The sequence below is a fragment of the Paenibacillus sp. FSL H8-0317 genome (assembly GCF_045040685.1).
In the GTDB taxonomy this organism is placed as follows: Bacteria; Bacillota; Bacilli; order Paenibacillales; family Paenibacillaceae; genus Paenibacillus.
This window is the reverse complement of the sequence record NZ_CP150294.1, coordinates 2834704-2860429: the sequence shown is the minus strand read 5'-3', so window position 1 is coordinate 2860429 and position 25726 is coordinate 2834704. Positions and strand designations below refer to the sequence as shown.

Sequence of the window (25726 nt, the reverse complement as noted above, 5' to 3'; positions counted from 1 at the left end):
GCACCGTCCTTTTGGCTTCAATTAGGCCTTGCTGGTTATTCCTTGGCGAAGCTGACGCTCCAGTTCTTCCTGATCGACGAGTAATATATCACTCTCATCTCCCGGTGCGGGCGAAATCTGTGTTCCATCCGGAATAACCAATCCTTCTGCAATGATTGCTCGGTGAATACGCACATTTTGCCCGATCTTCACCCTTGGCATGATGACAGAATCTATAACGGCGCTGTTCTCCCCAACCTCAATTCCGTAGAACAGAACGGAATGATTGACCTCTCCATGCACCACACTGCCTTCACTAATAATACAATTCCGCACTTTGGCCGAAGGCGAGATGTATTGTGCAGGTTGGTTCGGATTACGTGTGAAAATACGCCAGTCCGGGTCATTCAAATTAAACGGGGTATCTTCGTCCAACAAATCCATATTCGACTCCCACAGACTGCGAATGGTACCTACATCTTTCCAATACCCTTCGAACGGATATGCGTATAAGGATTTTTCATTTTCAAGCAATAACGGAATGATATCTTTACCAAAATCATAGGAGGTGGATGCCTGTTGTTCATCCTGGATCAGGAAACGTTTCAGTACATCCCACTTGAAGAGATAGATACCCATGGAAGCAAGTGTGCTCTTGGGCTCAGGAGGTTTTTCTTCGAATTCATAGATGCTATAGTCATCGTTGGTATTCAGCACACCGAACCGGCTGGCTTCTTCCAAGGAGACATCAATGACCGATATGGTGCAATCCGCATCTTTTTCTTTGTGATATTGGAGCATTTTTTCGTAGTCCATCTTATAGATATGATCCCCTGACAGAATGAGCACATGCTCAGGATCGAATTGTTCAATAAAGTTCAGGTTGCGGAAGATCGCATCCGCTGTACCCCGGTACCAGTTGCTACCGTCTTCACGTTCATGCGGAGGAAGTACGTATACCCCGCCGTTTTTCCGATCCAGATCCCAGTCACTGCCAATGCCAATATAGGAATGTAAGACAAGTGGTTCATATTGAGTTAATACACCCACTGTATCAATACCAGAATTAGAGCAGTTACTCAACGGAAAATCAATGATTCGGTACGTGCCCCCAAAATATACAGCCGGCTTAGCCAGTGATTTGGTCAATCCTTTTAACCTCTTACCTTGCCCTCCGGCAAGTAGCATCGCTACAACTTCTTTTTTCGCCATCATTACAGCCTCCTCCACGTGCATTCGTTCTGATTCATTTCAGAGCCCATAATCGATATTCTGTTGTGTGGACACTGTTGTCATGATTAGGAGCATGCTGTACAGATGTGTAACTGGATGAATCTTATTGCAGTTGAACTTCTTGGATTGTAAAGCCTGAAATAGAGATGATGCTGGTGTAGAATTGCCTTGACTGTCTTACAGAGGTGAATGTTAGATGCAGAACTTCAGGTGTAGCTCGTGAACAATGAAATAGACTACTCCTATTTACATTAAACACGAAACGGACTGGGGAATCTTACTGGAAAACATCGACATCAAGTTGCGGGTAAGATCACCCTTTCTCGTGCCGCTGTTATTCATATTATATTCGATAATAGAGAAGCAAAATCCTTTAGTTTTTGTACAATCATTAAATGGGAAAATAAGTAAAAAGTATGAGTTCACATGACAAAAAAGCCGACTTTCCATCCCGGCTCATTTTGTCTGTTATTTTTTGGACCCTGCTTGGTTCATGATCCTCTAGCTTCAACAAGATTGTACTTTGATGTATCCGTTTCTGAAACAGTCTATATAATTTTGCGGAACAACTCCATCACTTCATCCTTGGACGGTTGATAGGGATTGCCTGGTGCACAGGCATCTTTCATCGCGTTATCCGCAAGAAGTTCCACATCGGGATCTTTTACACCCAATTCAGACAGTTTCTCAGGAATGCCTACTTCCTTCGATAGCTGACGTATGGCCTCAATGACGTAATTGGAACACTCCTCATCACTTCTACCCTTCACATTCATACCAATTGCCTTAGCGATATGACGGAATTTGCCGGGTACATGCTTGGCGTTTAACTCTTCCACATAGGGGAGTAACATTGCGTTACAGACACCGTGCGGCAGATCATATACGCCACCCAGTTGATGCGCCATCGCATGGACATAACCCAGGCCCGCATTATTAAAAGCAATCCCGCCAAGGAAACACGCATACGTCATATGTTCCCGCGCTTCCAGATCACTGCCGTCTCTCACGGCTCTAGGCAAATATTCAAAGATCAATTCAACAGCTGCTGCAGCTGTGGCACTTGTCACTGTAAATCCACCCGGTGTAACCATCGCTTCTACGGCATGGGTCAAGGCATCCATTCCTGTAGCCGCTGTGAGACTTGCAGGTTTGCTGAGCATCAGCTCCGGATCATTAACCGACAGCGAGACCAGACTGTTGCGGTCTACCATAACCATCTTCACTTTACGTTCCTCATCTGTAATCACGTAGTTAATTGTCACCTCGCTCGATGTGCCCGCTGTTGTGTTAAAAGCCACAAGTGGTACGGACTTATGTTTCGATTGATGCAGTCCTTCATATTCACGGATATGCCCACCGTTCGTAGCTACAATACCAATCCCTTTGGCAGCATCCTGCGGTGAACCTCCGCCTATCGATATAATGGCGTCACAGCCATGATCCTGGAATACTTGAAGTCCATCATGTACATTCTGACATGTTGGATTAGGCTGAACCTCATCATATACAACATATTCTAACCCTGATTTTCTTAGTATAGACAGTACCTGTTCAGCAACGCCTGAAGTAATCAATTGACGATCACTTACAACCAGCGCCTTGCGGATACCCATCTGTTCAATCATCTGACCTGCTTCCTGTAAACAGCCTCTACCCATCAAGTTCACGGGCGGAACATAATATGCATGTGTTGCCATTTGAACCAGCCTCCTGTAACCCCTGATTTACTATCTCCATTGTAACTGAATCCGTTTTCAGATATAGTGAAATAAATCACAATGAGTCCGATAAATGTTACACTGAAGGTTGATTTTTACCTATAATGAAAAAGACGACCCAGACACCCGAAGGTCTCCAAGCCGTCTTACTTATCTATCTTAAAGCTTTATCCACTACTTATACCTTACTGAAGGTACTATTACTAAAAGCATCCTGACGAAGGCTTACAGCGCCTTATCGTTCACGCCGTCAAGCCATGCCTCAATATCGCCAATTACGGAGGATACACAGCCATCCTCGAATGGTGAGTTCAATCCAGCCAGTTCAACCAATCCGGTGAAGGACAGGCTTCCTCCCGCTTTGCACAATGTCAGATAGTCGGCCCATGCGGACTTCATGTCCTCATTGCTGCGTTTCCAGAACTGGAATGCACAGATTTGTGCCAACGTGTAGTCAATGTAATAAAATGGCGATGAGAAAATGTGACCCTGCTTATGCCAGAAACCACCCTGCTCCAGATACGCATTGTCTTTGTAATTGATGTGTGGCAGATAGGTCTTCTCAATGTTGCGCCATGCCTGCTTACGCTCCGCTGGTGTTGCATCCGGATTCGCATATACAAAATGCTGGAATTCATCCACGGCTACGCCATAGGGGATAAACAACAAACCGGAAGACAGGTGATCAAACTTGTACTTGTCCGTATCTTCCTTGAAGAACAACTGCATCCACGGCCATGTGAAGAACTCCATACTCATGGAATGAATCTCAGCCGATTCATATGTCGGCCAGTTGTATTCAGGCACTGCAAAATCACGGCTCTCATACACCTGGAAAGCATGACCTGCTTCATGTGTCAATACATCAATATCACCGGATGTACCGTTGAAGTTGGAGAAGATAAACGGCACTTTGTAATCGTTCAGGAACGTACAATATCCGCCGCCCTGTTTACCTTTTTTGCTTACCAGATCCATAAGCTCGTTTTCGGTCATCATCTGGAAAAAAGCATCCGTCTCTGGCGATAATTCAGCGTACATTTTTTTACCATGTTCGATAATCCAGTCCGCGTCACCCTTAGGTGTCGGGTTACCCGTCTTGAAGCTGAAGCCCTGATCGTAATAATACAGTGTATCCACATCGATCCGATTACGCTGACGCTCTCTGAGCTTGGTCGCTACAGGCACGATATAATCGCGAACTTGTGCACGGAAGTTGGCAACCATCTCGGCGTTGTAATCTGTACGGTTCATACGATCATAACCGAGTTCTACATAGCTTGGATAACCCAGTTTCTTCGCGATCTGTGTACGTACTTTAACCAGTTCATCGTAAATGCGATCGAATTCAGCCTCATGTTCAGCCATGAAAGTGTATCTGGCTTCCGAAGCGCGCTCACGCATGGAGCGATCCGTGGACAGTTCAAATGGATGAAGCTGTGGCAACGTGCGTTCTTCACCTTCGAACGGAATTTTGGCGGATGCGATCAATTGATTGTATTCTGTGGAAAGTTTGTTCTCCTTCTGGAGTTCTTCAATAATTTCCGGGCTGAATGTTTTCAGTGAAAGATCTGCCAGCTGGAACAGCTGTGAACCCCATTTCTGTTCCAACTCATTGCGGAATTTGGAGTTAACCAGTGCGCGGTAAAAATCCGTAATATATTCCTGCACAATTGGTGCATTCTCATCCAGAAATTCGTTCTCTGCCTTGTAAAACTCATCATTGGTATCAATGGAATGACGGATGTAGACCAATTGGGCTTGTGTCTCAAAATCACTGCGCAGCGCGTTAATCTGATCCATGAATCCACTCTGTTCTTCAACCGTTGCCGCAGCTTCAAAACCGCTCAACAGCTCACGGAAAGATGTCTTGATGTGTTCCAGATTCGGACGTGTATACGTATACTCACTAAATTTCATTATGTACACCCTTTCCTGTTTGGCAGAATTTCGGGAGCATCCCGAGTTAAACTACCCCCTATTATACAAAAGAGCAGCTAAAAAATCCCATCTTTACGAAAAATATTTGTCCATCGGTCAAATTGTGCAACACGACTGGTTACATATATTACGTACTTATGTAAGGTCAGTGCCTCAACATTTTCCCCACACAAATAAGCCCGCCTCGCGTTAGCGAAGCCAGCTTATAGGTTGTCTCTCTTCTTTTCACATTTAAACAATACTAGCTTTGGTCTTTATCCATAATCTGATAGAACCAGCCCATTCCGACCATGCCCACGACCATAATAACAGCCATAATAATGATATATGTCATGAATGTAACCTCCCTGCTTCCGTATATTCATCACACTACTACTAGTGTACACGGTGAAGCGCCATTTGAATTGACCGAACATTGACAAAAATACGAAATCTTTAATTTTAATAAATGGATTATTTCCCCGATCACACTAAATCATACGTACCTCGCTGCACGGTGCAAAGTTTCATCCGCCATGCTTACGGTGTATACTATACTTCTATGAAATGGAATTTGGATTTTTAAGCAGAAAGGTTGAAAGACATGTCAACTCGCATCCCCTTACGTCAGTTATTTCTTACTGTTTTATTAGCCCTTATGTTATCTGTTTTATCCGCTTGTGCTGATGGAGAAGCCCATCTAACGGTAAATATGGATGGATCAACGGATCTGGATCTCAATCTCAACGTAAAGAACTCCGCTCTTGGAAAAATTGGACAAGACAATCTCATGCCTCTGATTGCAGATGCATTGAATCGAAATAACTTCCAGGCAGAGGTTTCGGAACAAGGAGATCAGAAGCAACTCACAGCGACCACCCATTATGAAAAAAGCAATAAAACCAGCTTTAATACGTCCAAGTTACCACAAGGGATCAAGGTTGAACAATCAACTTCACCTGGCTTCTTCACTTCCAAAATGCATATTACAGCAGAAGCCGATCTCATGGAGTCCATGCCCGATGGTGAGATCAAAAATCAGATTAACAAGGTACCCAGCTTTCTTAAAAATCTCTTGTTAAAGGATGTTAACTTTGACTTTAAGTTGTCTTTGCCCATCAAGGCAGCTGATTCCAATGCAGATCAGGTAGAGGATGGCGGAAAAACGCTGATTTGGCACGTTTCACCCCTCCAGATGAATAAACTGGATCTGACTGTACAGGTTCCCAATATTCGGAACATCATTATCATGGCAGTCATTGGCCTACTATTAATCGCTGCTCTGCTCATTTGGTTTTTTGTTCGTCGCAGACGGGCCAGACAGCACCAAAGTGCAAGGTCACATCGCGGAAAAAATTAATTCTTCACACCAATTTTATTTGTGACTTGCCAAACGGTGTTATGGATAGTAGAATACATCCGTACTGTGTGAACGGTTAATTTTTTATTAAGCAAAGCTAAAGAGGTGACAAGTTTCATGAATATCCGCGAATGCCCACTACCTGGTATCGGAGTTAAGTACCAGTTTGATACAAAGGGCGGCCATCAGTTAGTCATTATTGTGCATGAGGACGGACGCCGTGAATTATTCTCCGTTGATCCACAAGACAACGAAGAACTCACTCTGATTGCAGATTTGGAAGATGACGAATGTGTGACTCTCTCCGGTTTAATCGGAGGCTGGTCGTAAATGACAGAATAACCTGTACCTTGAATTTCAAGGCGCAGGTTATTTTTCCGTTACGTTACCCTTTGAGAGCGAATATATGGAACCCATGTATTCAGTACGCGGCTAATCTCCGTGGAATGAAACGGTTTGCTGATAAAGTCCTGCATCCCGCATTTCAGACACTCCTCACGGTCACCGGCGCCTGCAAAAGCTGTAATCGCTGCAATAACCGGTATGTCTGGGTGGCTCTTTCTGATGTGGCAGGTCGCTTCAATCCCATCCATAACTGGCATTTGAATATCCATAAACACCAGGTCATATTGAACCTTGTTCAAAGAATCGACGGCCTGTGCACCATTCTCAACGATATCACATACTCCGCCAAACTTGCGCAGCATCTCCTCCAACAGATGACTGTTGACCGTTTGATCCTCAGCAATCAAAATTTTGATGTCATGGGCAAGACTAGCTCGATCCAATTGCAGTTCATCATTCGTGGTGATGTCAATCGGATCATTACTTTCCTCTAACCACCGCTCCACTACGAGGGTGAACTGGAATTCTGCCCCCTCACCGATCTCACTCTGTACGCCAATCGCTCCGCCCATTAACTCAACCAGTTTTTTGCTGATCGCAAGGCCTAGACCTGTCCCGCCAAACTTACGATTGATGGCCGGATCAAGCTGTGAGAAGGATTGGAACAATTGATGCTGCTTTTCTATTGGAATTCCGATCCCTGTATCTCTCACCTTAAAGGTCAACATCAGTTTATCCTGACCATGCTCATCTGAGAAATCAGCACCTACGCTCACCTCAATGCGGCCTTGCTCTGTGAATTTAACGGCATTACCCACCAGATTAATCAAAATCTGCCGGATTCGTGTCTCATCCCCTCGAATGCGTTCAGGAATGTGATCCGACACTTCACAATAGAGTTCAATATTTTTCTCTGATGCCTTCAGTGCAAACAGCTCGATCACCCCGCCCAGCATCGCCTTAATATCTACAGGTGCGCGCTCAAGATCCATTTTGCCGGCTTCGATTTTGCTGAAATCCAAAATTTCGTTCAAAATGTACAAAAGGGATTCGCCGCTATCAATCATAATTTCCGTAAAACCTTTCTGTTCATCATCCAGCTCGGTTTCCATTAACAGATGGGCCATGCCCATGATGCCGTTTAATGGCGTACGAAGCTCATGACTCATGATGGCGAGAAACTCGGACTTGGCTCGGTCTGCATGCTCTGCTGCTTCCTTGGCACGTATGATGTCCTTAACAGATGTCATATCACGGAAGACCAGAACTGCTCCGCGGGTTCTACCCTGATCCATAATCGGCTTCAATTGGAACTCCGCCAAAAAACTGGACCCATCCTGTCTCCAGAATACGGATTCGGTACGCGGCAGACCTCGTCCCTCACGAACAGCCTGTAGAATAGGTGTATCCCTGGATGGGTATGGGATGCCATCGCTCTGCATTTGGATCATCATCTGTTCTAATGGTTTGCCATTCATTTCACTTGGACAGAAGTTCATGATCTCCGCAGCGGCCGGATTGGCAAAGTTCAGATTCCCATCCAGGTCCAGTCCAATAACCCCCTCAGACATGCCATTCAAAATCAATGCCCGTTCATAACTAAGATTCTCGATCTCCTCGACGTAACGTTTGGACTCAGTAATGTCACTGGTAATCCCATAGACCCCGACAACTTTCTCCTCAAGTATAATAGGAACATTAATCACATTTGTTTCAATTCGCTGCCCATTTTTGTGAATTAGGCCTATCTCGTAACTCTGTGCATTGCCCTTCACCGTTTCCTCAAAATGGTATCGAGTCTTCTCCAGATCTACAGGATCAATGAGGTGATCAAAAGGTCGATTCAGCAGCTCCTCCTTGGCGTGTCCTGTCAACTGTTCCTGACCCATATTGGCTTTCAGCAGATTGCCTTCCAGATCAAGAGAAGCCACACCTAGGGGATTGCAGTCAAATAACGATCTGTACTCCTGCATGCTTAACTGTTGTTGCTGGCTGGCTGTGATATCCCGGGTTACGGCGACCATCTCCATCAATTCACCTGCATCGTCATATACATAGTGCGTAATCGTATCTGCCCATACCGTAGATCCATCCTTATGTAGCAGGCGATAATTGAGCCGTTTGGGAGCCAGACCCTTTCTCTGCTCTTCTACGTACGCTTCAACCAAAGGCACATCCTCCGGATAGATAACAAATGTTCCCGGCTTACCTATAACTTCTTCCAACTCATAGCCCAACATGCTTTTACATGCATTTGATACATATTTAAATGTACGACTAGAATCGGCATCATGTATTGCAATCAGGTCTAGTGAAGACTCCGCCAACAGCCGAGAGATGCGACTGCTCTCTTCCAATTGTTTACGTTGCACAATGAGGATCTGCTCTGCATCTTTTTGTTTCGTAATATCAGCAGCTTGTACCAGCAAATACAAGGGCTCACCATTCGTTTCATCCCTAACAATACAAGCTCTAATGGTTGCCCATAATAACAAACCGTCCTTTCGTTTCAGACGAACCTCCATCTCGTACATCGGACTTGTTTCATGGGTCATTTCCCAAAACTTGCTGCGGAATTCCTCCATGTGCAGATCTTCTTCGTAGATCATATGTATGACCGAAGTATCGATCAGTTCATCTTCACTGTATGCAAGCATCTCGCAAAATGCAGGATTAAGCTGCAACCACCGTCCATTTACATGCGATGCGACAGCAATGCCGATTGGTGCGTGCGTATACAATTGTTCAAACAGAGATCGGCTCTCTGTAATGGATTTCGACATTACATGTCCTCCTTTATGAGAATCTGAATGTATTCCGTATGAATAGATCGACCTGAACATAACTTCATCTATAGAGTACTACCCCAAATGCCATGATTGATAAACGAGATCGGACAAAATTGCTGCATGAATCGACATATACTACACAATACCCGTGCTCTCCCGATTATACAATGTTGAATATTCGAATAGGAACGGAGGTTATGGATCATGATCATTGTTGCTAATCAACCCGCCCAGCTGAACCGCTCGGAATGGTCTGATTTTGAATGGTATTGGTTACAGCAACTACAGGATCGTCCTACAAGGTATGTGTACCAATCCATGGATCATCTTCGTTTTGAGTGGGACTTGAGGGGCTCTCTCGTGGATGCAGCGGAAGGATTGGATCGAAGTGGTGTGAGTTTTGCATCCTTTGAAAAATCCAGATGTAATCCTGCCTACTGGAATCGTAATGCGGAAGGTGGGTTCGAACTAAGATCAAACGTGTCCCCCGCCGACGGTATCCGGGATATCTGGAGGAATGGACACTTATATGCCTTTGAATGTGCAACAGCTACCGTTATTGTGCTGTATGGTGGCGTGCTGGGAAGCATTCGTGAAGACGCTTTTAATTCCCTGTTTCGAAATCTGTTACTCTTTGACTGGCATTATGACAGTGACCTGCGATTAACCGAAAAAAACGGTAGCGAAACCGCCCTGCCAGGAGATGTGCTGTATTTCAAGAATCCGGATGTTTCTCCGGAAACTCCCGAGTGGCAGGGAGAGAATACGTTCATGCTGCGCGAGAACTGGTATTACGGACACGGCATTGGTATTGCACGCGGCGAAGATATTATACGTACCCTGAATCAGTTCCGCGTTCCAGGTAGTCGGGTCTCCGCCTACTTGATGGATATGGTGATCTATCCGGACTTCTTTTATTTATCCCGATTCGCCAAAAACAACCAGAATAATATGGCCGCTGGTTCTACGCCTGTATTACCCGGACAGTTATATGTACGACTTGGTGGCAGCCGTTATTTACGTAGCTGAACTACTGGAACAGAAACGGCTTTTACATTAAATTGCACGATACTTCAATCCAAGTGATGACAAACAAGCCCAATACAGCAGCAGTTAACCTGCCACCTCATTGGGCTTTCTTTACATTTAAAAGATCATTACGGTATCGACATTCGCCTTACCTTTGTGCTACATCGAGGATCGCTCCTGGCAGTTTAAGCAATCGGGTCCAGTTGCACAACAACCTGTTTACCACTTACCTGAACACCTGTCGTTTTGCTACCGAATTCAGCCAGCGATTTACTCAGTTGCTCAGCCCACTCCTTGCCTGCAACTCCTTCTTTGGCTCCATGCACCTGGATGACGAGTTTTACCGAATCACCCTTCTTCAGAATGCGCTCCGCTTGAGATTGCTTCGTATCCCGGTCATGATCCTCCATTGCAAGGTTCAAGCGAATTTCCTTTACTTTACGTTTATCGGGGGATTTACTCGCTTTTTTCTTCGCCTGCTGCGCTTCCGCTTTGGCCGCTCCAGCTCCAATCAGCTTGCACGGTGGCGGACTCGTCATCAAGGACAGGCACACCAGATCTACCTTATGCTGCTTTGCAAGTAGAAGTGCTTCCTGCGTGGACATCACACCCAGATCTTCACCATTCAGGCCGGTCAACTGCACTTCGGCTGCTTTGATCTTTTCATTTTTGATCATGATTTCTTCCTCCTCTACATCAAAAGCCTGTCCTGACCATTTACGGATCAGAGCAGGCTAGGATGGTGTTGCTACTATTTGTAATACATATCAGCGTACAAATACGCCAATCGGTTTGAGTTACAGCGTGTTGAATGCTTCCGTCAGAACCGGTACAATTTGTGATTTGCGTGATACTACGCCTTTCAAGATAGCTCTGCTATCAGACAGCGTCACATTGTAGGCTTTCTCCACTGCTTTAGTGGATGTACCATATGCCAGAGCTACGGAATCGTTGTTCAGAATGTCTGTTACGACAAATACAAACAGATCGAGACCTTTGCTGGAAATGATCGCTTCAATAGCTGCTTCAAGCTCAGGTTGCTTCACGAGAACATCATTCACGTCAACGGCATTAACCTGTGCAATTTCCACTTTGGATTGACCCATTACGAATTCTTTGGCATCCAGGGAAATCAGTTCAGCAATTGTTTTTTGGCTCAGATCCGCGCCGGCTTTCAGCATGTCCAGACCATATGTGTCTGCATCTACACCAGCAATGGCAGCCAGTTCACGTGCAGCGGCTACGTCCTGCTCTGTGCAAGTCGGGGATTTGAACAATAGGGAGTCGGAGATAATTGCAGACAGCATCAGGCCAGCAATCGGTGCACTCACTTCGATGCCATTTTCTTTGTACATTTTATTCAAAATGGTTGCGGTACAACCTACAGGCTCTGCACGGAAATACAGAGGTCCGCTTGTCTCAAAGTTAGCGATACGGTGATGGTCGATAACTTCAACAACAGTCACTTCCTCAATATCGCTTACACTTTGCTGACGCTCGTTGTGGTCAACCAGAATAACCTTGTTTACTTCATTTGCAGCTGTTTTAATCAGACGTGGTGCTGCAATTTTGAATTGATCCAGTGCAAACTGGGTTTCACCATTGACTTCGCCGAGGCGAACAGCTTCAACGTCCTGACCCAATTTTGTTTTGAGATCCGCATAGGCAATTGCCGAACAGATCGTATCCGTGTCGGGATTTTTGTGACCGAAGATTAACGCTTTTTCCATATTCATAGCCCTCCGTCAATTCTGATTTATATAAGTTTAACCAAAGAATGTTTACACTTGCCACTCCGATGACAGAATAACCTTCCGATCGCTGTTATCCCCAGATTTTTTGATTCCCTTTTTAAAGGGAAAATCAGGTGATAAAGGCGAACGCTCCGCTTCTCCAGCTTTTTTCTGTCCTCTCCGTTCTCGTGTAAAAAGTTTAGTTGAACTTATATAGAAAATAAATGTCATATTTTAATCATACCCTTACTGATTATAGCGCTAATAAGGCTTAATTCCAATCCCTTTACAGCGAATTAATTGCAAATCATTCTCAGGCAAGTCATTTTGAAAATAGCCAAACTTGGTCATACCCCTCAAGTCGATATGATATGTATCCTGTTTATTCCATCGTACAACCTTAAAAATTAGCATATGAAACTCTGATAAGCAACGAAAACATTAGATCTCAGGCTCTTCCGCGCTCTGCCCTTGCCGTACAAAAAGGGTCTGTAGACTCCCGTCTTCTCTAATCTCCAGCAGGTTCAATTGTGCTCCGTAGGCACAACCACCATCAATGCCAATTTTGTCTCCGCTCGGGTCAAACCAAATGCCTGTCTCATCATGCAAATGCTTCACGGGGGTGTGTCCAAATACGACCGTCTCTCTAATCGTCGTTGGTCTGGAATAGAATGATTCACGAATCCAGATGAAGTCCCGCTCGGACTGGCTTCTCCAATCCTCGATATCCGGGTTGATCCCGGCATGCACAAAAATATAACCCGGAATTTCGTACACCAGCGGAAGCTGTTCCAGAAAGCGTAGATGGTGTTCATAGTGTGTACGTATCCACTTTTTAGCTTCAGCATAAGCTTCCCAATCTATCTGTTGCTCATCAAAAGTAAGCTCCAGGTCCAGATAACTTGCCATCGTTTGTAATCCGCCATACGAATCCAGTGTTGATCATATTGCTCAACATCCTGGGTAAGCGCCTTGACCATCATGGCATCGTGATTACCTTTGATCACCATAATATGGTGCTGTTGTTGAAGCTGCATAATCTGTTCAATGACCTGTTTGCTGCTTGGACCACGATCCACATAATCACCGAGTAAAATTAATTCATCCTGCTGCGGATTATAATCTGCAAGCTTAAGCAGTGCATTAAATTCATCGTAACAGCCATGAATATCACTAATGACACATCTGCGCATGTGAATCTCTCCTCTCCCTGATCACGCAAGAGTATAACCGGAACCTTGCAAGAGCAAGATTCCAGTCTGTTTAGAGTAGTTATTCCCGCTTGCTCAGCATTAGTCCTGCTTGAGTCCAAAGGCTTCTGCAATCAAGCCGAATGAGCGCAGACGTGCTTCAAACGAATGGACTGCTGATGCAATAATGACTTCATCTGCTTCATGGCGTTCTGCCATTGCGGTAATTTTGTCTTTCACCTGATCCGGTGTACCCACGATGGAAAAAGAACGGCGCTGGCGGATCTGTTCCATCTCCATCGCTGTGAATGGATAGTTGTTCACCGTCTCCAGAGATGGGAATGAACTTTGTTCAAGACCTCGTCCAAGGCGTAAGAAGAAAAGTTCATTACTGCGCGCAAGTTCAGCAGCTTCTTCCTCTGTCTCCGCGCAGAATGCCGAGACAGCAATCATTGAATGTGGTTTGTCATTCAGGATGGACGGCTTGAAATGTCTGCGGTAATGTTTCATCGCTTCTTCGCCGCCTGGTGTTCCGAAGAATTGGGCAAACGCATACGACGTCCCTTGCGCTGCAGCAATTCTTGCACCTTCAGAGCTGGAACCCAGCAACCACACTTCTGGTACCGTGGGAACTGATGGTCCGGCTACCAGAGATGCAAACCGATGATCTTCGGGCAACTGCTCGTGGAAATATCCGCCCAGATCCGCGATCTGTTGGGGGAAGAAGTGTACATTCGAAGATTTCCCCTCATTCAGCGCTCTGCTGGCAATCGGCATGCCTCCTGGCGCTCTGCCAATCCCAAGGTCAATCCGTCCCGGATGAAGAGCTTCCAGCAGACGGAAATTCTCTGCAACCTTGTAGGCACTATAATGAGGTAGCATAACGCCACCGGAACCTACGCGAATTCGATCCGTATGGGCAGCCACATGTGCAATCATAACTTCAGGACTGGAGAATGACAGCGCACCACTACCGTGATGCTCCGACATCCAGAAACGGGAGTACCCCAATTGATCCGCATGTTGTGCGAGTTTGACGGTTTCCTGCAACGTATCCTGTACATTTCGTCCTTCGTTGATATGTCCATGTTCAAGTACACTCAGTTTCATTTATATTCAATCCTCTCGTCTGTTAGGTTCATAAGTACTTTGAATATGAGATCTGCGAATATTACGCGCTTTTGCTCACTTCATTCTTGCTCATTCCATTGTAACATTAATTATTACAGTTTCAAACTTTAGTTATTCTCTTTATTACCACACTTGTGCAAGAAACATGCAAAAAAACGTCACCAGCTTTTGAACTGGTGACGTTTTTGATCTGACCTGTTGCAGAAATTTTGATTTATGGTGCACGTTTTGGTAACAACTTCACATACTCGTCAGACAGTTTCATCAAGCTGAGCACATGTTCATAATCGGAACGATACGGTTCCAAATCCGTTACCGTCTCGTAAGTCTTCAGCGAATAGGCTGTTCCATCGTCAAAGCCCGCACCCGGGATAAACATAATGTCATCGTTGACAAATGAACCCGTCGGCAAGTAATACCGGATACCGAAGGCATTGTGGTCCATGTTGAGCAGATCATGTCCGAAGGCAGTAAACTTCTCATCTTGAAGGGAGACACCCATCAGGTTCATGATCGTTGGCAACATATCCAACTGACCGCCTGGCTGCTCAATCACTTGTCCTTTGGTCTGTTTCGGCGTATGAATCATTAACGGAATGTTGAATCGACTTACTTTACCGTCATAAGGGACGCCAAGATTCGCCTGGATTTGCTGTGTAATCTCTTCGTCAGCAGGCAGACCAAAGTGGTCCCCGTAGAGCACTAACGTTGTGTTATCCCATAATCCGTTCGCTTTCAACTCATCAATGAGCTGACCGACCGCGTAGTCCGTATAGTTGATCGCTTGCAGATAATCGTGAAGCAGTTTATTCGTGATGGTCGCAGGAATCGTGATCCGTGCACGATCAGCTGGAACCGTAAACGGCGAGTGACTTGAAGCCGTAATGAACTGAGCATAGAACGGCTGATTCGCAGCCTGATGCGCAGTCATTTTTTCCACACCTACACGATATAACTCTTCATCCGATGGTCCAAAGTCATTGAATCTGTCGTTCTCGAAGCTGGGCTTGTCGAAGTAACGAGTGAATCCGAGTGCCGGATACATTTTGTTCCGGTTCCAGAAGGTAACGTCATTCCCATGGAACGTCTCTGACTCATATCCCTTTTCCGCCAGTACCTTGGGTAGACTTGGAAGATCACGATCGCTATACCCGGCTGACATGGGAACAACGCCAGTTGGATAGATAGACGTGTTCGACATGAACTCCGCGTCTGATGTGTTTCCCTGTCCGATCTGTTGGAAGAAATGAGAGAAATAATAGCTTTCTTTGGCCAGATCATTCAGTACCGGTGTTAACTCCTGACCGTCTAATGAAGCATTAATCGGGAAATTCTGAAAGGACTCCAGTTGCAGTACAATCAGGTTACTACCTTTGGCCTGACCAAAATATTTGGCTTTCACGGCTGTACCATCACTTGGCTTATCCTGATACGGATACTGGCTAACCAGCTCATTGATCTTGGCAATCGTTTCGTTAATGTTACCATTCGCAATGGCCTCATTCTCTTTGCTCGTTAGAATGGCAGACGATACCTGATAGTTCAGGAAACCGAGATTCTCGGCTCGCACCAACTCATTATCAATTGTTTCACCTTTGACAATAAAACTGCCAGACAGCACGATGCAGAATGCGGCGGTAAGCGCGACGCCGAGCTTGCCCCAGTAACGTCTCCGGATTCTGCCAAACGTCAACCCGCTATCGTGATAACTGTTGCGGTTACGCCCGGCTGAACGTCTTCGCATAATTAGCCATATTGGCAACGCCAGGATAATGTCTACGAAAAACAAAAAGTGCGTTGGTCGTACAAGAGGCCCTATACTTCCCCGCACTTGAGCAACTTGCCCCAGTTCACTAAGCACAGTATAGGTGGGTACCGAACTGAAATGAACGTTATACAGCGTAGCCGCGAACAGCACCAGAGAAAACAGAACATTGAATCCTCCGTATACTGCTCGCTTCCAGCCTTTGGGCACGATCAGATCCAGCAGGCATACCACAGTTAGTGCGCCTAATGCGTCAGTTAACAGACCGATGCCGGACAGACCCTGGAAAAAGAAATACCGCAGCAGTGACAGCTTCAACAGCATAAGAATGAATAACACGGCGAATAAGGTCCGTGATGGAGTTCGTTCATTTTTGGAATTATACATGGTCGCCTTCAACCCTTACCCTGAAATTTTACGTTCATTTTACAAAACGCATATTTCAGTATAACAGTTTTCTGGTTGCTATTCCATGGAAGTTCCGTGTAAGACAGGGTGAGCGTTACGCAATTGTAGATATATCCGTGTTCTGCGTGTCCGCTCCCTCTCTCTGTCCCTTAATGGCTGCTTGTGCAGCAGCAATTCGTGCATAAGGGATCTGTTCAGGCAAACAGCTTACGTAATCCAGACCAATGCGGTGGCAGAACGTAATCGACTCCAGATCTACAATATTTTTTCCACAGATCCCTGTCTTCAGATGAGGTTTTCGAATTCGACCTTGGACTACAGCCATCTCCACCAGTTGTCCAACTCCCTCGATGTCCAGCACATGGAATGGATTATTCGTTACCGTACGAGAGTCCGTATCACGTTGAAGGAATCGCTTCTCGGCTTCTTGGCGACTATATCCAAATGTCATCTCTGTCAGCTCATCCGCGCCAAACGTGAAAAAGTCTGCCTGGCGAGCAATGTGAGTCGCCGTTAGCGCTGCTCTCGGAGCTTCGATCATCGCTCCCACTCTATAGAGACAATGCCGCTTCTCCTCACCAAGTACTTGGTCAGCCACATGATCCACCAGATCTCTCATAACCTGAAGTTCATGCACATGACCGATCTGCGGGATCATAATCTCGGGACGTACCCACCAGCCTTGCCGGATGCCTTTCACCGCTGCGCGGAATATCGCTTCCAGCTGCATATCAACGATTTCCGGGAACACTGTACTCAGCCGACAAGCCTGTTGCCCCAATGTCGGATTATGTTCATGCAATTCACAGACTCTGCGAATTACGCGCTCCAGCTCCTCCAGTTCAATCTGATGGTCTTTTTGCTCCTGCCACTCCTCTGCTTGTAACCACTCACGTCGTTTCTCCAACACTCCCAGATCCGGTAGTAGTTCATGTAACGGCAAATCGAGCAAACTTATCGTTACCGGGCATCCATCCATCGCTTCGAATATCTGTTCAAAATCAGACTGCTGCATCGGCAACAGACGCTCCAAACCACGCCTGCGTTCGGATTCACTGTCTGCCAGGATCATTTTTTGTACAAATGGGAACCGCGCAGGTGATAACAGCATGTTCTCTGTCCTGCACAGACCTAGCCCCTCTGCCCCCAGTAGCCGTGCTTTCAGGGCATCCTGTGGTCGATCAGCATTGGCCAGTACCTTCAGCTCTTTCACTTCATCAGCCCAATCGAGCAGTAGTTGCAGATCTGCTGATAAAGGTGGACCTGAGTTGTTATAAGCTGGACATTCATCATTAGCTAATGGCTGGATCTGTATGGGCAGATGTCCATTGCTCGCTTCGCTGTTAGAATCTGTGTAGTATTGCTCCAACACTTCCGTGATATGCCCAGGCTCTATGCGTAACAGTGCATCCTCTTTGGTGATAAGTCCTTCATGCACAAAATATACAGTACTCCTTAGTGTGGCTGTGGAGGATAATCGTGCGGGCTGGGTCTGCACAACATACAACGCGCCGGATTCAATCACAAAGGTGATTTCCTGCACTTCTCCATTACGCGTCTCCAACTGGTCTCCAATCTCCAGCAAACTTGTGTACAGCTCAGGTTCGTCATCTCTTAACCGCTCTAGACCTTGATCCGTTTGATGGTAGGTCCCGGTTATGACGTATTGTCCAGTAATTCCCCTCTCTCCTGTCAGTGGGTTACGTGTATATATTGTTCCGGTCCCGCTTGATTCTCCGCATGTTCCATGCATCATCGTCTGTATAAGAACAGGAGCGCTTTGCTCCGAAGAGATGTAATATGGTTTACGCACGATCTCGTCCTGAGATCTGGATGCTATAATACGCTGTGAATGATATACCGCACGTACTGCTTCTTTGAATTGAATTTGAACATCTTGAGGAAAAGGGTTACGCCCCTCCCCTTCAATTAAATATTTAAATTTGGTAATGCTTAATTCAAGTTCCGTTTCATCCCGACCCTTGACGTGACTCGATATTTCTGTGAAAGATTCAGACGGAATTGCATATACCAGCTGTCCATATTCCTTTAAGTAATCTAGATAACATTGGAGTGCATACAACCGATCACCGGTTTGACGTGCGAGTCCTTCCACAGTAACATCATTCAGACCAACATTGAGCAGTGTCGCAGTTGCTGAGGCTCGATCCTGGTCCTTACGTACCGCGAGTAGTAGCGGGTTCTCCGAGTGTCCGAAGAACTTCCCGGTTTGCTGTTCCAGATGCCGGATCGCGTTAATAATCTCTTTCTCTCCTTCATTGGAAAGATGTCCAAGACGGGTACAGAACTCGCGACAGCATTCCGTAGTGACTACAAATCCGGCCGGCACAGAATACCCTGCATGGATTAGCTCTGCAAGATCAGCCCCTTTACTGCCCATTAGCCCTTTCATCTCTGCCGTACCTTCTTCCAACAGAATTACCCGTTTTGTCATTACAGTTCTCCCATCCGCCGTTCATGGCTATGCTTGAAGACTTCAAACCCTGCGTTACAGATCAGCCTTCATTCTAATGGTATGTCGCAATCGTTCAGTCAAGGACATTCGCTTTTGCATTTTGTGCTCGTTATCCAGTTTTTTTGTAAACGCTACACTAAAATAAGATCAAACTAGCCTTTTTGGTAATTGTATTGGCTCATTTATCAAAATAAACAACAAAGAAGCCCCTTCAGCTAAGCTGGAGGAACTTCACATTTTTAGTATTCACTTACCTCAAACGTGAGCACCCGATCAAACAGGATATAATCCTTCCGACTCTTAAAAGGCCCTTTGTTGTTGTCGTGTTTATCTATCGCATACGATGCCTTGCCACTTCCAGCTTGCTTGGCTTCATACCAGTTGATGAAATCATTTACTTCTTTCATGCTTAGGTCGAATTCCTTCTCCAAGCCCGTTGTCATGGTAACGACAAAAATGGCACGGTTAGTGGATGGTTCCTCTGGTTGTTCCGGAGTTGCAGGTTCTTCTGGTTCTGGTGTGGTTGGTTGCTCTGGTTCAGGATCAACCTGACCGTTGCTCTCAATAATTGCCGAGGCTTCATTTGAGTCAATACTTTCTCCAACAGGATTAACACCCGTCACTACGTAATAATAGGTGGTACCTGGAGTTACATCTAAATCTGTATAATTGGCCTTAGTTACTCCAGTTGCCAATGTTGTATATGGCCCATTTGCCGTAGTGGATCTTTTAATCGTGTAACTGGTTGCTGTCGTTACTTCATTCCAGGTCAATCCAATGGATGATTCATCTGCAGATGCTGCGAGATCTAATGGATTAGCTGGAGGTGTCATATTATACAGCTGAAACTCGGATACACTGACTGTCCGTGTATTGGAATAATTAAACAAGTTAACTTTTGCTATTCCTTTGTACGTTGTAGGAAGATAAATTAATCTTCCATCAGCCTGATTTGCTTTTACTGTGTACCAATACGTCGGTAAAATTGCCTTTCCAGTGGAATCGAATAATCCAATTGAAACATCAAAATCTGCTTTTACACGGATAGCATTCGCTGTAACTGTTCCATTAAAGATTCCAACTGCATGATCAACCGCTGTAGATGGAGTGTTCCATTTTTCTATAATCGCGCTTGTAGCTTCATTATTATCTGTTAATGCATATGTAGATTTACTTCCCTTGCTTTCAGTATCGCTGAGTGTCATTAACATCTTATCCATGAGCCCTCCGCTATAATCTACCGCAGCATGTACCCCTGAATTAGGTGCGAAACTGATAGCAAAAATTAATGCTCCAATCAATAATCCGACTTTCTTAAACAATGTTGTTTTCACATGAATCCTCCTAAAGTGTTTATGTACAAACTCACTTTAGTGTACATAGGTTCATGTGTCTAAACATAAACTTGCTCATCTATAAAATTCAGCTAAATTCTCGAAATTTTATTTTATTATTGGATATAAATCTTCCTAGCGCTCCTAAATTGTAAATTTATGAATTTCCTATTCCCATTCGCCTTTTTTAACGTAAGTTGCATCATAAGCAACAATTACATTCGTTTTATCTGTTACCTTTTGTAAATCATCGAACACAACTTCTTCTTCGCCGTAATCTACTAAACTCGAATCAACTTTCTCGAAGACCCCACAATCCTTCACATAAATTATATCTGGATGGTTAGAATCATATCGTAAGCTTTCAGGAAGATCTTCACCCAAAATTTCATGCGATTCGGCGACCGCAGTCGTTGATATTGCTGTAACAGGGGCCATTCCAATAACAGCTACTACTATAAGTGAGGCCCAGATTTTTTTCTTCATAGGATGTCTATTCTCCAGTTCATTTTTCCTATATTATACAGTAAATCAGATTAGTAGAATATTTTTTAATTTCTTCGAGTTTAATTTAATATTGAAACCAGCTAGTTTGTAGTTTTAACTCCCACCCCACACGCCATAAATCTCAGTACATCCTCAATCTTCTTCCCATAAGAAATCACATCATGGTTCATCCACGACATGTTCTATCTATATTCTCATGCATTTTCCTTGAATCGTTTAGGCTGATTTTCACTGTTATTTAGCGGGTTCATCATACTTTAAAGTCGTATGAATTCACCAGCATTCGCAGAGATTGTTATTTTTTCGTAATTTTTGTAGTTGTGTTACTCTAGCCTTAAAGGCTAGAGTACTTTTTTAGTTCCCGGCTGTAATAATTTCCTCTAATTTAATCCAACTGTAATCTTCTTCGCCGCGTTCAATTTTGACTCTCTTGCTTGGTTTGTCAATTGATGTGATGACTCCCTTTATCTCTTCATCGTCGAACGAATTGAATACAGTCAACGTGATAGATCTACGAAAACACGTTACATGCAATTTTAGTCAGCTATTTAAAAGCTCGACTTATTTTAAATTTCAAGATAATTTTGTAATTCTCTTGATCTTCAGATGAAGAGAATTGTCCTAGCATCCGATGCATAACTTTTTCTATGATTTTTTCACCCAATTTATAACTTTCTACAGATTCATTATTTATTTTTAATTTGTTTTCTACACAAATCACAAAATGATTATCTTCTATATAAGTAAATAAATTAATATCCTGCTCTCGATCTGCATATTTCAGTATGTTTGACAGAAAATTATCAAATACACGTCCAATATTTTCCATATCTACAGTAATCATGACATCCGTAGGGGAACCATTTACAAGCACCTGAAATCCTTCCGCTCTGAGTACAGTTGTAATATCTGACAATACATCATGAATTGATTCCCGAACGGAAAGGGTTACTAAATCTGCCTCCCTCTCTTTATCTAATAAAAAATATGAAAACAAATCGTCTGTACGATTCTTAAGTTGGAGAGCCTTTTGATACGCACTCTCGATTTGATACCTTGTTTCTACACATAAATCTTCTGGTGTATTACGGGCAAACTCTAAATACATGATGAGAGATGTCAGTGGCGTACGCATATCATGAGACATTTCGGTTGCAAGATTTCTACTCTCATTTTGCAAATTGTCTATCCTTTCTAACCTGCCTAAAAATGCTTTACGTAGTTCCTCTATACTTTCCGCAATCATCGCCAATTCATCATACCCTCGTACCGTTATAGAATAGTCTAATGAGCCGCCTTCAAGGATATGAATTTCATTATTAATTGTGCGTAAATATTTGATTCCTCTACGTATTCCAAATAAAACAATGGTTATAAATAACATTGCGGACAGCAATATTTCAAGCATGTAGGCCATATTATAGTAGTGGGAAAAATAAAATCCATAGATTGAAACGTTACCTGTCCCATCCTTAAATTGTACTGTGTAAGAGTTCCGTCGATCATAATCAGTTTCAGGCTGACTTCCATATGCTCCTTCGTCATCAGCATGGTACAAGGAATCATATTGAAGCACCTGGTTCTGAAATACGTATAAAAATAAATTACTCTTCTGACTTTTAATCCAGTCTGAAAACGCAATACGATCTGTCGTTGACAGATCGTTTGCTGAAACATATTCTGAAAATTTTTGGACGTAAACTTGAGATTCGGACTTTAAACGCTCATCAGAAGTAAAATAATGATCCATAACCCGATTGCTTATGGACTGCAAAAGTAAAAAACAAAGAACACTTATGGTGAGAGCAATAATTATTAAAATTGTCAACTTTTTAGATATAGTAAGTTTATGAGTGGCCAAAACGGTAACCTCTTCCCCATTCTGTTAAGATATACGCTGGTTTTGCTGGATCTTCTTCGATTTTCAATCGTAATTTTCGGATGTGTACTACTACCGTATTATTTGAACTGTAGAAATAAGGTTCCTTCCAAATACTCTCATAAATATTTTGGGCAGAGAAAATTTTATTTCTTCTGGTCATCAACAGTTTTAGTAGACCGTACTCCAGATCGGAAAGCTCAATCTTCTGACTGCCTTTCCATACATCGTTAAATTGTTCACTTACTTTTAAACGTCCTCCGATAAGAAATGTTTCGCCATAATCCTTTTTATCTTGATAAATCGTATACCTACGCAACAAAGCAATAACTCTTGCCAGAAGCTCCTGTTCAGAAAAAGGTTTAGTTAAGTAATCATCTCCACCAGCAAGCAAACCTTCCGTTTTGTCCAAAGTTCCGGATTTAGCAGTTAGAAAAAGAATAGGAACATTGTATCGTTCTCTGATTCGTATACAAGCCTCCAGTCCGTTTATTCCAGGCATCATAATATCCAGAATCACCAAATCCAATGACTCATTTACTAATTCAATTCCCTGTTCTCCATCTTTAGCCGTTGTTACTTCATAACCTTCACGGACAAGAGACATACGTAATAGATCACGAATCTCCTGATCATCTTCAACTACTAAAATCCGGCTTGTCATAGTTCACCTCATACTTGATTTAACTTTTAACTATCCGTGCGAAGCAATGGCTGTGTACTGCAACGGAAAGCTCCGCCGAAAGAACGAGAAATTTCGTAATCAACATATTCTACTTTGATTCCTCTTTTCTCTAGCTCTTTTCCAATTGTATTTTTGAATGCAATGTCCGTAACATATACTTTGCTACTGATTGGCAATCCATTTACCGCCAAATCTTGAGCATCCTTGTAACTCACTTCGATTTTGTCCCAATTTTTAAGTTCTTCTGGGAGCCCATTGGCTAACGAATCCATGCTAACAATCATTAATCCATCTCTTACAAAACTGATAGCACAATCCAGGTGCAATGTGCCAGGCTCTAGCTTCACCTCAACCACCTTATACCCTGATGGTGTCAAATAGTTTCTGAGCCAATCAATACCGGCTTTGTTTGAAGCTAGACCAGAATTACCGACGAATACAGTCTTTCCATACACGAGGATATCTCCACCTTCAAGGTAAGGACCGGCAGCAGAGTTGATTCCTTTAGAAACGTCTGGTTGTGGGACAGCTACATGCGGAACGTTATTTTGGGCTGCTTCCTTATCCAGAATACTTCTAACAGGTAAAACCTCAAGTCTCCGGTAAGCCGATTTAAATGAACCTTCAATTAGATGATTTCCGATTGTGAAGAATGGATCTCTCACAAAGAAATTAGTTACTCCTTCTCCACCTGTAATGCCATCTTTCACAGCCCCTAGTTGTTTTTCTTTTTCATTTAAAAGGCGTGGACGTTGAACCTCAACACCGTATTTTTCAAGAACCTTTTTAAGGTCTTCACGCTCTTTCTCCCACTTTTTCTGTGCCTCTGCCGGATCCGTATTCATTATAGACATGCCTCCTTCAGGCATAGGCATGTCTCCTTCTGGAAAATCATCAAAATTGAAGTGCATAAAAGCTTCAGATTGTGTCAATACAACTCTTTTTAGCGTAGCGAATTCACTCTCTACATATACATTGTTTTTCTCACTTTTTGTAGTCACAGTTCCATTCACTTCCGTAACTCTATTAACTTTAGACACACCAGTCGCCCCTGCCACTGGTAATATGCTAGTTACCAGTACAAGTGATAATGCTGTTGATCCAACCCACTTCAATCTCTTTTTTTTCATATTAATGCCCTCCTAATAATTTGTTTTAATGCTTACAGTTTGAATTATAGAGAGCAATTCTTAACAGTTTATGAAGGCATACTATTTTAATTTAAGCAGATGAGATTCGGATATATTGTTTCTAATGGAACTTATAACTTTCTTACTAATATTAACAAACAAAAAAGATACTGTGGGTGTTATGCCAATAGCGTCCTCTTTTACCGATGCTTTCGGATTCTAATCTTTAGTGCATCTTTAGTGCCACAATTATCCCTCTCCTTCAATCTTCTTCAGTCGTGGCATGAACATAGATGAACTTGCACAGCTCTTATTTTATAAGCCCGAGCGCATTACATAATTTATAGATAAGAAGCGAATCATGCCTCTTAAAATCGCAATATCTATCGCCGACACAATTGGATGTAATGTGAACGCTCTGTATGAATTAATTTCAATTGAGCTAAGTTGAAGCTTAAATATATATGTCTGTTTCAACAATCAAAAAGGATATAGACTCTTTTCTTAACTAAGAAAAGTTCTATATCCTTTAATATTTGTTCCGTGTATATTTAAAATTACATGTTCGTGGAACCATCATCGTAACTAAACTGCCAAGTAATCCCGAATTTATCTGTTAAGCCACCGTATAATTTGGACCAAAAGGTTTCTTGAAGCTCCATGACTACAGTGCAGCCTACTTTAAGTTTATCGAATGCAGCTTTAATTCCATCCATGTCAGCATTAACTAAGGAAAGGCTTATATTATTTCCAGCAATAAATGGCGAACCTTGATAAACATCAGAGAACATTACATTGCTTCCATCAATATTAAGTCTTAAGAGCATAACTAAATTTTTGGCTTCTTCAGGAAGCGGATAGTCAGGATAAGGAGCATAGCCAGAAACTCTATCAGGAGTTCCCCTTTGCTCGACTGCCTCCCGGTTGGCCCATCAGCTGTTTTGCTTTTGCTGAGAATTGGAAAAGACGAGATGAGGAACACACCAGTCATATGCCGCTATTGCAGCCTCCACGGTACTGGCTGCCACACCCTTCTCATAAAGAGAATGGTTTCCTTTCGGGTATACCCTTTAATAAACCGAATATCGATTGCTTCCTTCTCTTCTGGATCA

General features: G+C 43.6%; 20 protein-coding genes and 1 pseudogene. 3 read left to right on the top strand and 18 right to left on the bottom strand.

Annotated elements, in window-relative coordinates:
* Positions 1 to 21: 21 nt before the first annotated feature.
* From MHB43_RS13500 to MHB43_RS13490, 3 genes are all read right to left on the bottom strand, one after another.
* Positions 22 to 1191: a glucose-1-phosphate adenylyltransferase gene (locus tag MHB43_RS13500; RefSeq protein WP_076217121.1), complete on the bottom strand. Its 1170-nt coding sequence runs from the start codon at positions 1189 to 1191 to the stop codon at positions 22 to 24.
* A gap of 569 nt (positions 1192 to 1760) precedes the next feature.
* On the bottom strand, positions 1761 to 2912 hold the full coding sequence (locus MHB43_RS13495) for an iron-containing alcohol dehydrogenase (RefSeq protein WP_221824933.1): 1152 nt from the start codon (positions 2910 to 2912) through the stop codon (positions 1761 to 1763).
* 246 nt (positions 2913 to 3158) lie between these two features.
* Positions 3159 to 4853: a M3 family oligoendopeptidase gene (locus tag MHB43_RS13490; RefSeq protein ID WP_339184427.1), complete on the bottom strand. Its 1695-nt coding sequence runs from the start codon at positions 4851 to 4853 to the stop codon at positions 3159 to 3161.
* 604 nt (positions 4854 to 5457) lie between these two features.
* On the opposite strand from MHB43_RS13490, the gene MHB43_RS13485 reads away from it, so the two are divergent.
* Positions 5458 to 6213: a hypothetical protein gene (locus tag MHB43_RS13485; protein ID WP_339184425.1), complete on the top strand. Its 756-nt coding sequence runs from the start codon at positions 5458 to 5460 to the stop codon at positions 6211 to 6213.
* A gap of 117 nt (positions 6214 to 6330) precedes the next feature.
* The gene (locus MHB43_RS13480; RefSeq protein WP_017688899.1) at positions 6331 to 6543 is read left to right on the top strand and encodes a hypothetical protein; all 213 of its coding nucleotides are present in this window, start codon (positions 6331 to 6333) and stop codon (positions 6541 to 6543) included.
* A gap of 50 nt (positions 6544 to 6593) precedes the next feature.
* On the opposite strand, the gene MHB43_RS13475 is transcribed toward MHB43_RS13480, so the two are convergent.
* On the bottom strand, positions 6594 to 9341 hold the full coding sequence (locus MHB43_RS13475) for a PAS domain S-box protein (protein WP_405132107.1): 2748 nt from the start codon (positions 9339 to 9341) through the stop codon (positions 6594 to 6596).
* A gap of 210 nt (positions 9342 to 9551) precedes the next feature.
* On the opposite strand from MHB43_RS13475, the gene MHB43_RS13470 reads away from it, so the two are divergent.
* The gene (locus tag MHB43_RS13470; protein ID WP_405132106.1) at positions 9552 to 10376 is read left to right on the top strand and encodes a protein-glutamine gamma-glutamyltransferase; all 825 of its coding nucleotides are present in this window, start codon (positions 9552 to 9554) and stop codon (positions 10374 to 10376) included.
* 185 nt (positions 10377 to 10561) lie between these two features.
* On the opposite strand, the gene infC is transcribed toward MHB43_RS13470, so the two are convergent.
* From infC to MHB43_RS13400, 14 genes and pseudogenes are all read right to left on the bottom strand, one after another.
* Positions 10562 to 11053, bottom strand: coding sequence for a translation initiation factor IF-3 (infC, locus tag MHB43_RS13465; RefSeq protein WP_017688902.1), 492 nt, complete (start codon positions 11051 to 11053; stop codon positions 10562 to 10564).
* A 120-nt stretch (positions 11054 to 11173) separates the two neighbouring features.
* Positions 11174 to 12106, bottom strand: coding sequence for a manganese-dependent inorganic pyrophosphatase (locus MHB43_RS13460; protein WP_076217128.1), 933 nt, complete (start codon positions 12104 to 12106; stop codon positions 11174 to 11176).
* A gap of 444 nt (positions 12107 to 12550) precedes the next feature.
* Positions 12551 to 13018 carry a serine/threonine protein phosphatase gene (locus MHB43_RS13455; protein WP_405132105.1) on the bottom strand — a complete coding sequence of 156 codons (468 nt, stop codon included), beginning with the start codon at positions 13016 to 13018 and terminating at the stop codon, positions 12551 to 12553.
* A complete protein-coding gene (locus MHB43_RS13450) occupies positions 12970 to 13302 on the bottom strand; it encodes a metallophosphoesterase family protein (protein WP_405132104.1) in 333 nt (110 codons plus the stop codon). The genes MHB43_RS13455 and MHB43_RS13450 overlap by 49 nt, the downstream gene beginning before the upstream one ends.
* Positions 13303 to 13401: 99 nt before the next feature.
* Positions 13402 to 14409 (bottom strand): LLM class flavin-dependent oxidoreductase, encoded by a 1008-nt coding sequence (locus tag MHB43_RS13445; RefSeq protein ID WP_405132103.1) that lies wholly within the window; start codon positions 14407 to 14409, stop codon positions 13402 to 13404.
* A 235-nt stretch (positions 14410 to 14644) separates the two neighbouring features.
* Complete coding sequence (locus tag MHB43_RS13440) at positions 14645 to 16582, bottom strand: LTA synthase family protein (RefSeq protein ID WP_405132102.1); 1938 nt, start codon at positions 16580 to 16582, stop codon at positions 14645 to 14647.
* A gap of 115 nt (positions 16583 to 16697) precedes the next feature.
* Positions 16698 to 19058 (bottom strand): putative PEP-binding protein, encoded by a 2361-nt coding sequence (locus MHB43_RS13435; protein ID WP_405132101.1) that lies wholly within the window; start codon positions 19056 to 19058, stop codon positions 16698 to 16700.
* Between the two features lie 260 nt (positions 19059 to 19318).
* On the bottom strand, positions 19319 to 20413 hold the full coding sequence (locus tag MHB43_RS13430) for a fibronectin type III domain-containing protein (RefSeq protein ID WP_221824948.1): 1095 nt from the start codon (positions 20411 to 20413) through the stop codon (positions 19319 to 19321).
* A 168-nt stretch (positions 20414 to 20581) separates the two neighbouring features.
* Positions 20582 to 20899 (bottom strand): hypothetical protein, encoded by a 318-nt coding sequence (locus tag MHB43_RS13425; RefSeq protein ID WP_221824950.1) that lies wholly within the window; start codon positions 20897 to 20899, stop codon positions 20582 to 20584.
* Positions 20900 to 21274: 375 nt separating this feature from the next.
* Positions 21275 to 21454 (bottom strand): YolD-like family protein, encoded by a 180-nt coding sequence (locus tag MHB43_RS13420; RefSeq protein ID WP_221824952.1) that lies wholly within the window; start codon positions 21452 to 21454, stop codon positions 21275 to 21277.
* 10 nt (positions 21455 to 21464) lie between these two features.
* A complete protein-coding gene (locus MHB43_RS13415) occupies positions 21465 to 22781 on the bottom strand; it encodes a sensor histidine kinase KdpD (RefSeq protein ID WP_221824954.1) in 1317 nt (438 codons plus the stop codon).
* Complete coding sequence (locus MHB43_RS13410) at positions 22768 to 23463, bottom strand: response regulator transcription factor (protein WP_221824957.1); 696 nt, start codon at positions 23461 to 23463, stop codon at positions 22768 to 22770. The genes MHB43_RS13415 and MHB43_RS13410 overlap by 14 nt, the downstream gene beginning before the upstream one ends.
* A 26-nt stretch (positions 23464 to 23489) precedes the next feature.
* Positions 23490 to 24614 carry a dimethylarginine dimethylaminohydrolase family protein gene (locus MHB43_RS13405; protein ID WP_221824958.1) on the bottom strand — a complete coding sequence of 375 codons (1125 nt, stop codon included), beginning with the start codon at positions 24612 to 24614 and terminating at the stop codon, positions 23490 to 23492.
* Positions 24615 to 25171: 557 nt separating this feature from the next.
* A pseudogene (locus tag MHB43_RS13400) lies at positions 25172 to 25486 on the bottom strand (VOC family protein); the annotation flags it as partial.
* Positions 25487 to 25726 lie beyond the last annotated feature (240 nt).

Bases quoted from the DNA above. Each gene is read 5' to 3' on its own strand.
- MHB43_RS13435 (WP_405132101.1), bottom strand. From the start codon at position 19,058: ATGACAAAACGGGTAATTCTGTTGGAAGAAGGTACGGCAGAGATGAAA.
- MHB43_RS13425 (WP_221824950.1), bottom strand. From the start codon at position 20,899: ATGAAGAAAAAAATCTGGGCCTCACTTATAGTAGTAGCTGTTATTGGA.
- MHB43_RS13470 (WP_405132106.1), top strand. From the start codon at position 9,552: ATGATCATTGTTGCTAATCAACCCGCCCAGCTGAACCGCTCGGAATGG.
- infC (WP_017688902.1), bottom strand. From the start codon at position 11,053: ATGATCAAAAATGAAAAGATCAAAGCAGCCGAAGTGCAGTTGACCGGC.
- MHB43_RS13445 (WP_405132103.1), bottom strand. From the start codon at position 14,409: ATGAAACTGAGTGTACTTGAACATGGACATATCAACGAAGGACGAAAT.
- MHB43_RS13450 (WP_405132104.1), bottom strand. From the start codon at position 13,302: ATGCGCAGATGTGTCATTAGTGATATTCATGGCTGTTACGATGAATTT.
- MHB43_RS13490 (WP_339184427.1), bottom strand. From the start codon at position 4,853: ATGAAATTTAGTGAGTATACGTATACACGTCCGAATCTGGAACACATC.
- MHB43_RS13485 (WP_339184425.1), top strand. From the start codon at position 5,458: ATGTCAACTCGCATCCCCTTACGTCAGTTATTTCTTACTGTTTTATTA.
- MHB43_RS13410 (WP_221824957.1), bottom strand. From the start codon at position 23,463: ATGACAAGCCGGATTTTAGTAGTTGAAGATGATCAGGAGATTCGTGAT.
- MHB43_RS13500 (WP_076217121.1), bottom strand. From the start codon at position 1,191: ATGGCGAAAAAAGAAGTTGTAGCGATGCTACTTGCCGGAGGGCAAGGT.
- MHB43_RS13405 (WP_221824958.1), bottom strand. From the start codon at position 24,614: ATGAAAAAAAAGAGATTGAAGTGGGTTGGATCAACAGCATTATCACTT.
- MHB43_RS13475 (WP_405132107.1), bottom strand. From the start codon at position 9,341: ATGTCGAAATCCATTACAGAGAGCCGATCTCTGTTTGAACAATTGTAT.
- MHB43_RS13460 (WP_076217128.1), bottom strand. From the start codon at position 12,106: ATGGAAAAAGCGTTAATCTTCGGTCACAAAAATCCCGACACGGATACG.
- MHB43_RS13495 (WP_221824933.1), bottom strand. From the start codon at position 2,912: ATGGCAACACATGCATATTATGTTCCGCCCGTGAACTTGATGGGTAGA.
- MHB43_RS13440 (WP_405132102.1), bottom strand. From the start codon at position 16,582: ATGTATAATTCCAAAAATGAACGAACTCCATCACGGACCTTATTCGCC.
- MHB43_RS13480 (WP_017688899.1), top strand. From the start codon at position 6,331: ATGAATATCCGCGAATGCCCACTACCTGGTATCGGAGTTAAGTACCAG.
- MHB43_RS13455 (WP_405132105.1), bottom strand. From the start codon at position 13,018: ATGGCAAGTTATCTGGACCTGGAGCTTACTTTTGATGAGCAACAGATA.